Origin of the sequence: Capnocytophaga sp. oral taxon 329 str. F0087 (genome assembly GCF_000213295.2) — a bacterium.
GTDB lineage: Bacteria > Bacteroidota > Bacteroidia > Flavobacteriales > Flavobacteriaceae > Capnocytophaga > Capnocytophaga leadbetteri_A.
Map to the genome: position 1 here is coordinate 1 of NZ_KN390054.1, position 8,826 is coordinate 8,826.

Here is an 8,826-nt window from a genome sequence, read left to right on the forward strand (position 1 = left end):
GATTTAGGAGGAGAAACACTTGTTTCTTCAAATACTACAGGGTATTTTTATAACTTAACAGCTGCAAAGTATAAATTAGAAATAAGAATTCAGCTGTCAAGCAATGTAACTTGTGTATATAACAACCCTAATATTGAGATTAAGAATGAAGTTACTACCCTACGCGCTTATGCAGGGGTTGCTGAAGATATATCGTGCGATACCAATTCGCCTACTAAGCAGTACAAGGTAATTGTTAATAACGTGTCGGGTGGTACCGGTACAGGCTATGAGTACAGTGTTAATAATGTGAACTACAGCACTAATAATGTGCTGATGGTAGGCTCGACTGCCTCAGTGGTATATGTACGCGACAGCAATAAGTGTACCCTTGAAATACCTATAAAGATAACGCCTATAGTACCCGCTACCGTTACTAGCACTGCTGTAACTTATGACTGCGAGGGTAAAGGTACTTTCACTATTACTACTAATCCTACAGGTGGAGTATACCAATACCAACTCACCAAATCGGATGGTACTATCAGCGAAACGCGTACCTCTAATGTATTTACCTTATCGCCAGGAGTTTATAGCGTATATGCTATTTATACACCTGCTAATGTGACAGGTACTACTCCTAATATCTTGTTTAAGGAAGACTTTGGCACAGGATTAGATACTTGTAATACTGATAATATCTTTATCGTATGTAACTCTAATGGTACTTCGTTAGAAAGTAATCAGTATATGATTACCCGCCAAGTGCCTGGTAAGACTAATTGGGTAAGTCCGACGCCAACAGATGCCTCTGCGGTAACTGATGGTAGATACTTGGCTATCAATGGTGGCTCTACTAATCGTACTAGCGATGAGGGGGTAGTGTACAGACGTATTATTAAGGATGTGGTAGTAGGACAAGAGCTTAATGTAACAATGAATCTCTTTAACCTATTGCCAAGTAACTATATAGGTGAAAACAATCCTAACTTAGTGGTACGTCTCTATAACCCTGGTAACCGTGCTATATATGAAGAAAAAGCCTTAGGCGAACTACAGCGTACTGGAGCTTGGGTGAATAAGAAAATAACCTTTGCAGCTTCGCAAATCAATTATAACTCAGTAGAGTTTGAGCTTCGCAATATTGCTAATGCTAACTACTTAGCTGTAGATGATATTGCTCTATCGCAACCTACTAAGTTATGCTCAATACGCACTGAAGGAGTGTCAGTAAATGTTGAAGGAAACCGCCAATTTAGCGTCAGAGGTACTGCCTATGATGAGAAATGTGGTACCGGTGATGGCTCTATGTATTTAATGGTGAATAATGCTGGTGGCAACACTATAGAATACCAGCTGCAAGGCACTACTACTTGGACGGCCGTTACCCTATTGGCTACTACAGCTACTCAAGGGGTTGCTACCATTACTAACCTATCGGCAGTTACTAACGGGGCTATGTATTTTAGAAAAACAAACGACCCTGACTGTAGAGCAGATATTACTTATACTATTAAGAAACCAGTACCGCTAACTGTTACAGCTACTATTGAGGCGCCAGTAACTTGTCTTAATACCTTTGCTTCTGTACATTTAACTGGAGACGGAGGGGCTAAGCCTTACCGCACTTTCCGTGCTATACCGTTACTTGGTGGTACTACCGCTACTCAGCCAGCAGTTAATAATGAGGCTGACTTTAACCTAAGTGTGGGCAACTATCGTATAGAGGTAGAAGACGCTAACGGCTGTGTGGGCTCAGCTACCTTAGAGGTTACTAATGCTAAGCCACTTAAGATAGAAGTAATTGATTTAGACCCTTGTTTCTCAGGAGGCTCTAACGGAAGTATACAAGTAAACGTACTCAGCGGTAATGGTGAGTATCAGTTTAGTAAAGATGGTGGTGCTAATTATGAAAGCAGTTCTACTGCTGGCGGCACTACTATGATATATAATAATTTAACTGCAGGTACCTATAATATATGGGTACGTGATGGCGGCTCGTGCGTTACTAGTACAACTTATACAATTGATAACCCGCTCAGAATGCAAACCGTTAAAACTATAGCTTTAGGCTGTGCAGCCAATAGCGAGGCGGTGTTTAGCATTACTTATACAGGTGGTAAAGCCGGTACACGCGAGTTCTTGTGGAGCAATTCGCCTACCACTAACTTTAGTGTGGCTATCCCTACAGGTATGAGCTTAGTTAAATCGGGCAACGAATACGTATTCAAAACTCGTGTAGAAGGCGATTACTACTTCAAAGTACGTTATCAAATGGATAACGGCGACTATTGCGAGGTAGTATCACCTAAACAAGAAGTGAAGAGGGAAATACCACGCTTCGTTGTTACACCTACTGTCGAGCCAGTAAACTGTGCAGGTGTTAATTCTGGTAAGATACGTATCAATAGCAGCGATATAGCAGGTGGTACACCACCATATACACTCTTGTTTAACAACGGACTTACTCTTAGTCAACTTTCTGTAATCTCTGATATCACGGGCTTAGCAGCAGGTACTTATACTATTACTATAAAAGATAGTGCTAGCTGCGAGTCTGTGCCAGTGGGATTAACAATTACTCAAGTGCCTGCAATGGTAGCAACCATTACCCATACTAGCTTGAAATGTACAGGTTCTAATATTGTACAGAAATCTAAGATTACCGCTTTGGTAAGCTCAGGGGGTACCGCTCCGTTTACAGTTACCGTGTTTAAGAACGGAGTTAGTGTAGAGGTACGTACAGGTGTGCTTACCGATACCAATGTAGAATTTGATAATATGGACATTGGTAGATACCGAGTGGTGATAGAAGACAGCAAGTCTTGTAAGTATACCCAAGAGTTTGATATCAACTCTGAAGCCAACGGTCTAGATGTACGCCCTGTAGGTACTCCAGGTTGTGCAGGCAACTCTGGTGGACTAGCAGTATCAGTATACGATAAGTTAGGCTCTGGTATAGGGGCAGAACAATATATAGCTGTATACCAAGATGGTATGTCGATGCCTATCAATCCATACTTGCCAAGCCATACTTATACTAATACAGTAAGTGGTACTACTATCGTTACAACTTGGTATAGAATGGGTGATTTGGCTACTACTACCTTATCTGATGGTTATTCTATAGTACAAGCCGCTACTTATACCTTTACAGGAGGACCTAATGGAATGATACCAGGTGTGAAATATACCTTTGTAGTATATGATAAGTCTACAGGCTGTTCATTTACTAAAGAAGCTAAAATACCTGTGCCTACTCAGTCTCCGCTAAAAACTTCAGTGAATGGTACCAAACCTACTACTTGCTACGATGCTAATGATGGTAAGGTATTCATTAACTTGAAAGATTGGCCTGGTACAAGTGTTAATTATGCGGTGTACAAATACCCACCTACACACCCATTGCTTACAGAACCTACTGATGTAACAGGAAGTAATCATCCTGTATGGGGTTTGAAAACACTTACAGGTACAGCCTCAATAGGTGAAGATATTACCATAGAGGGTATCCCTCCAGGGCGTTACTTTGTATTGTTTACTGATGCGGGCTTGGGTTGTACCCAAGGTACTGAAGAGTTTACCATAGGTAGGTCTACCTCTCAGCTTACGGCTTCAGTTACAGTAGCTAAAAAAGCTACCTGCCAACAACCTCAAGATATAGGTAAAGGTAAGATAGTAGTGGACGCACAAGGTGGTCAGGCACCTTATCAGTATTACTATGAGTCTATTACCACTCCATTGGCACCAGTACTTTCAGGTACAGCCTTAGACAATGCCTTTATTGTCAATCAACATAGCACTTCACGTGATGTAGTTTCTGGCTACTATCGTGTATATATCCGCGATAATGCTGAATGTACTACTAGTACAGTAGTATATGTAGGCTTAGATGATAGTCCAAGTATAGCATCAGTTGATGTACAAGATGCTTGTAGCGAAAATGTTGATTACCCTATCAATGTAGTGTTTACTACCAAAGGAGTAGGGCAACACCAATACAAGATAGACGGTATCAATAACTGGCAAAACCTAACAGTACCTACAGCTCCTGCCGATAAACAAGTGCTCTTGCCAGTGCGATTAGCTCCTAATGTAGCTTCATATACTCTTTCTATACGCGATGCTAATGGTTGCGAGACCAGCACTACCTTTAAGGTGAACGAGATGATAAAGTTTGAAGCTGAACATACTTCATTAGTACCTTGTGGCTCAGGAGTTGCTACCATCACTGTTAAGAATATAACAGGAGGTTCAGGTACTTATCGTGTAGGTTTATATCGTATCTCAGGAGCAGGTACCGCTACAGAACGTGCCGTTCCACTTATCACTGCCAACAATATAGGTAGTGCTACTACCTATGTGATAGACGGAGCAACTTATGCTCTTACAGCAGGTAGCTACCGTATCAATGTGTATGACGATGCTCTCTTTGGTACAGCTGCTGAGTGTGCTAAAACCTTAGACTTCAGTATAGTAAAACCAGAGTTACCTAAAATAGAAGTAATGTCTATTTCTACTCCAGCTTGCTATGGTGATCAGGCCACTATTAGGGTGAAAGTTACCCCAGTAGCCGAAGGTCCTTATGTGTTTAGTATTACTGATACTAATGGCTTGCCAGTAGCTACGGCTTCTATAACGCCTAATAACAATTATGCTACTATCTCTGGTGTACCTTCAGGGCCTATTACCTTAGGAGGCAAAGGCTATATCATCTATGCCGAGTCAGTACGTAGCTGTACCGTAAGTACAGTAGCTACAGCTACATCTCCTGATGTAGTAAGCGTAACTGCAGGAGCTCTCACTAAGAAAGATTACGAGTGCGAGCGCGATGAATACGGATACTTAACAGGCGAATCAGCTTATCCAAAACTAACATTCAATCTCGGTGCTGTAACAGGAGGTACTACTCCTTACACAAGAGTTGAATTCCGCGAGGTTGCTACTAATCGTTTGGTAAATCAGCAGACTGTAGAAGACAATGTTACCGACTATACGTATACATTGCCTAACTACCTCACTGCCGATACCGATTATTATGTACAAGTATACGATAGCAATGGTTGCTCAGCTACTAGTACGAGGGCTACTATCTCATCTACTCTAATAATGAGTGCCCTAACAGTTAGTCAAACTCAAGTGCTTACTTGTGCTAATGGTACAGAACTTATCGATATAACCTTAAGCACAACTACAGTTTATAATAATGAGCTAATAACTTATACTATTACTAAGATAGGCGAACCAGCTGCTTTCTTTACCAGAACAGCTACCGCATTGACTCTTAGTGGGGTAGTATCTATTACCGAGGCTGGTTATTATGTGGTAACAGCTAAGAACGAGTCTACAGGTTGCGAAATAAGTACCAACTATACAGTGCTTGACCCTCGTACCCTATTGTTAGAAGCTAAAGATATTGAGCGCATACAATGTAAAGGTGGCTCAGGAAAAGTAACCTTTGAACTTACTGATAGCCGACTCTCTGACGGCGACCAAGTAGCTAATGGTTTCAACTATGTCATTTACGATATGACTACCAATAGTGCTGTCTCTAGTGGTACTACTAACGGTACACTTACCCCTGGAAAAATAGCTAATATATCATTGTCAGCTGGTAAATACCGTGTAGAAGCTACCTCACTTATCACAGGCTGCTCAGCTAACACTACTTTCGAATTGATAGAGGCTGAAAACCCAATTACAGTCTTCTCTCAAGAAACAGCAAGTGTTACTTGTTCAAATGACCGTGCCGAAATAATGGTAACCGTATCCGGAGGTTGGGCACCTTATACAGTCAACATCAGTGGTGGTTCTATCACCGGTCAAGATACTATCAATTTAGAAGGCGATAGCGTATTGTTTAAGAACTTAGCTTCTACTGGCACTCCAGGAGGGGTGGTTACCTATACTATCACTATCACCGATGCGTGGGGCTGTCCTACTGCTTCTGGTACTACCGAGGTGGCCATATTGCATCCTGACCAAATAACAGGTACAATTACGGTTACTCAGCACGCTACTTGCTTCGGAAGTACTGATGGTATTATTGAGGCTATTACTAGTACTATACGCGGAGGTTCTGGCAGGTATTATTACTCGCTTATTGATAATAACTATGCAACAAAAGGTCCTCAATACGATAATGCTAAGTTCGAAGACCTTACACCAGGTATGTATACCTTTGAAATAATGGATACTTGGGGTTGTGTACTTCGCAAAGAGCAAATAGAAGTGATAGAGCCTAAACCTATCACTGTATCAGTAACTTCGGCAAACTTACAAGTATGTTATGGTGAAACTACAGGTGGTATGCTTTTCTATGTACAAGGCGGTCGCCCTCCTTATAACGTAAAAGTAGTTGATAAGTTTACCAATATCATTTATCATAATGAGTCAGGGGTTTATACTAGCACTCCAGTATCAGTGGGCAATCTACCAGCAGCCGATTATAGCATAGAGATAACCGATGCCGGACAAGGTAACGGTGGCTACTGTACAATGTCGCCTACTTACGATTTCAAGGTGATTTCTGCTCCTGATATGGAAGCCGAAATAAAACAAGGCTACAATTGCGATAATAACGAGTTTACTACGTGGATAGAAGTCAGATTTAAAGATGATGTCAACTTTAATAATATGACTTATCTGATTTACAACGGAGTTACTACTCCTACAGTACCACTGACATTCTCTCGTAATAACGGTTATAACGTTGGTTATATCGACCAAACGCGTTTTGATAGAAGTATAGCTACCCAAACTATTCAGTTCTTCTATACTTCAGTACACTCGCTTACTGGGCAGGTGAATAGCTGTTCTCATACTCTTTCAAAACCGATAAGCATCGAAGAGATTTACCAAATCTCTAATATCGTCAAAACACCTACTACTGTAGTCAATACGCTACAAGTAGAGGCAGTAGGAGGTAAGAAACCGTATAAGTACGAGTTCAATGGTCAATTCTATGACGAAAACAACTTATACGAACTCAAACGTACTGACCCTGACTATACCGACCCTGTTAGCGGTAAGGTGTATAAGATAGTCAATGTAGTAGCTTACGACTCATCAGGCCTCAACGGATGTACCGTCTCTAAGACATTCTACGAAGAGTATTTTGATGTGTTCATCCCTAACTACTTCACTCCTAATGGCGATGGTACTTACGACACTTGGTCACCGCGCAACATAGAGAAGTATCCGTTTATCAAAACGAGCATCTATGACCGCTACGGACGCCGTCTCAAAGTAATACGCTATGGCGAAGAATGGGACGGTAAGTATGAAAGTAGAGATATGCCAGCAGGCGATTACTGGTATATAGTCGAACTCAGCGATGAAGACGACAACAGAACTTTCAAAGGAAACTTCACACTTTATCGTTAGAAAAATGATTTGATACTATAAAAAGGGCTACCCTCGCGGTAGTCCTTTTTTGTTTTACGCTGCAAAATTCTTCCTTTTTTGTGGGCGGTGCAAATACTTGTCTCATCGTGTTACAACCTTGTCAAATAAGCAGCCTATTAATGAAAAAAGAGGCACCTAATCCCTTAGGTAACCTCTTTTTGAATTTAATAATAAAAAAGAAAACTTAAAAATAAAAATTATGAAAAAAACTTTTTGTTTATGCTTTGGTTTTCACTTGGTTTCTTGGTTTATGAAAAAGTCGCTATCATTTTTTAACGATGCAAAGATACACCAAAAATATTAACTACCAAAATTTTTATTAAAAAAATCTAAAAAATTATTATCGTTATCTAAAAATACCTCTATTTGTTGATGATAATAATGTATCTTTACCCGATTTATTATGATTTTTATATTTTAAAAAGCTCTTTTTAAGACAGAAAACCCAAATAAACTGTTAAAATATTACTAAAACAGAAAAGTGTGTTAAAATTTGTTTTTCCCTTAAAAAAGACATCAAACACTTTTATATTTCTATATCTTATCGTATCTTTGCACCCAAAATAAAAAGTATTTATTATGAGTTTAACTGATAAAACTATCGGACAAATAGTAGCTGACGACTTCCGTACAGCTGCCATATTCAAAAAACACGGTATTGACTTTTGCTGCAAAGGCGGTCGTACCATCGAAGAGGCGTGCGATAAAAAGGGCGTAGCTCCTAGTGCGCTTATCAATGAATTAGAGTCACTTCCTAAGGGAAATAGCAACGAGGTAGATGTACGCGATTGGCCGCTCGACCTGTTGGCTAATTATATCGTGCGTATTCACCACCAATACGTACGCGATAAAACCTCTATGCTTTTGCAATTCCTCGATAAGCTATGCCGCGTACACGGCGACCGTCACCCAGAGCTTTTTGAAATCAACCGTATTTTCAACGAAAGTGCTCGCGATTTAGCTTCTCACTTCCAAAAAGAAGAAAACGTACTTTTCCCTTTCATCGAGAGTTTAGTAAAAGCGCAACAGTCAGGCGAGCCTTTGGGCGAAATCCACTTTGGTACAGTCGAAAACCCTATCGCTATGATGATGCACGAACACAGTGTTGAAGGCGACCGTTTCGAGGAAATCGTTAAGCTAACCAATGGCTACACTCCACCAGCCGATGCTTGCAACACTTATAAGGTAACCTATGCTATGCTACAAGAGTTCGAAAACGACCTCAATCGCCACATTCACTTAGAGAATAATATCCTATTCCCTAAAGCAATCGCCTTAGAAAAACAATTACGAGGTTAATTTAATAATTAACTAACTAACGTAAGTTCTAAAGTATATTATACTATTCTAAAGCTCGTGTATATTGACCGTCACATCTCCCCCTTTGAAGGAAGTCCGCGAGCTGGCGCAGCGGAGTATGTGTATAGGGGGGATGTTTAT

Annotated in this window: 2 protein-coding genes; both read left to right on the forward strand. The window is 40.5% G+C overall.

From position 1 onward, the window contains the following. On the forward strand, positions 1-7,365 hold a 7,365-nt coding region (locus HMPREF9074_RS10615; protein ID WP_034540715.1), incomplete at its 5' end, for a T9SS type B sorting domain-containing protein. A 600-nt stretch (positions 7,366-7,965) separates the two neighbouring features. Continuing rightward, positions 7,966-8,685 (forward strand): iron-sulfur cluster repair di-iron protein, encoded by a 720-nt coding sequence (gene ric / locus HMPREF9074_RS10620; protein WP_009389504.1) that lies wholly within the window; start codon positions 7,966-7,968, stop codon positions 8,683-8,685. The last annotated feature ends 141 nt before the right edge of the window (positions 8,686-8,826 follow it).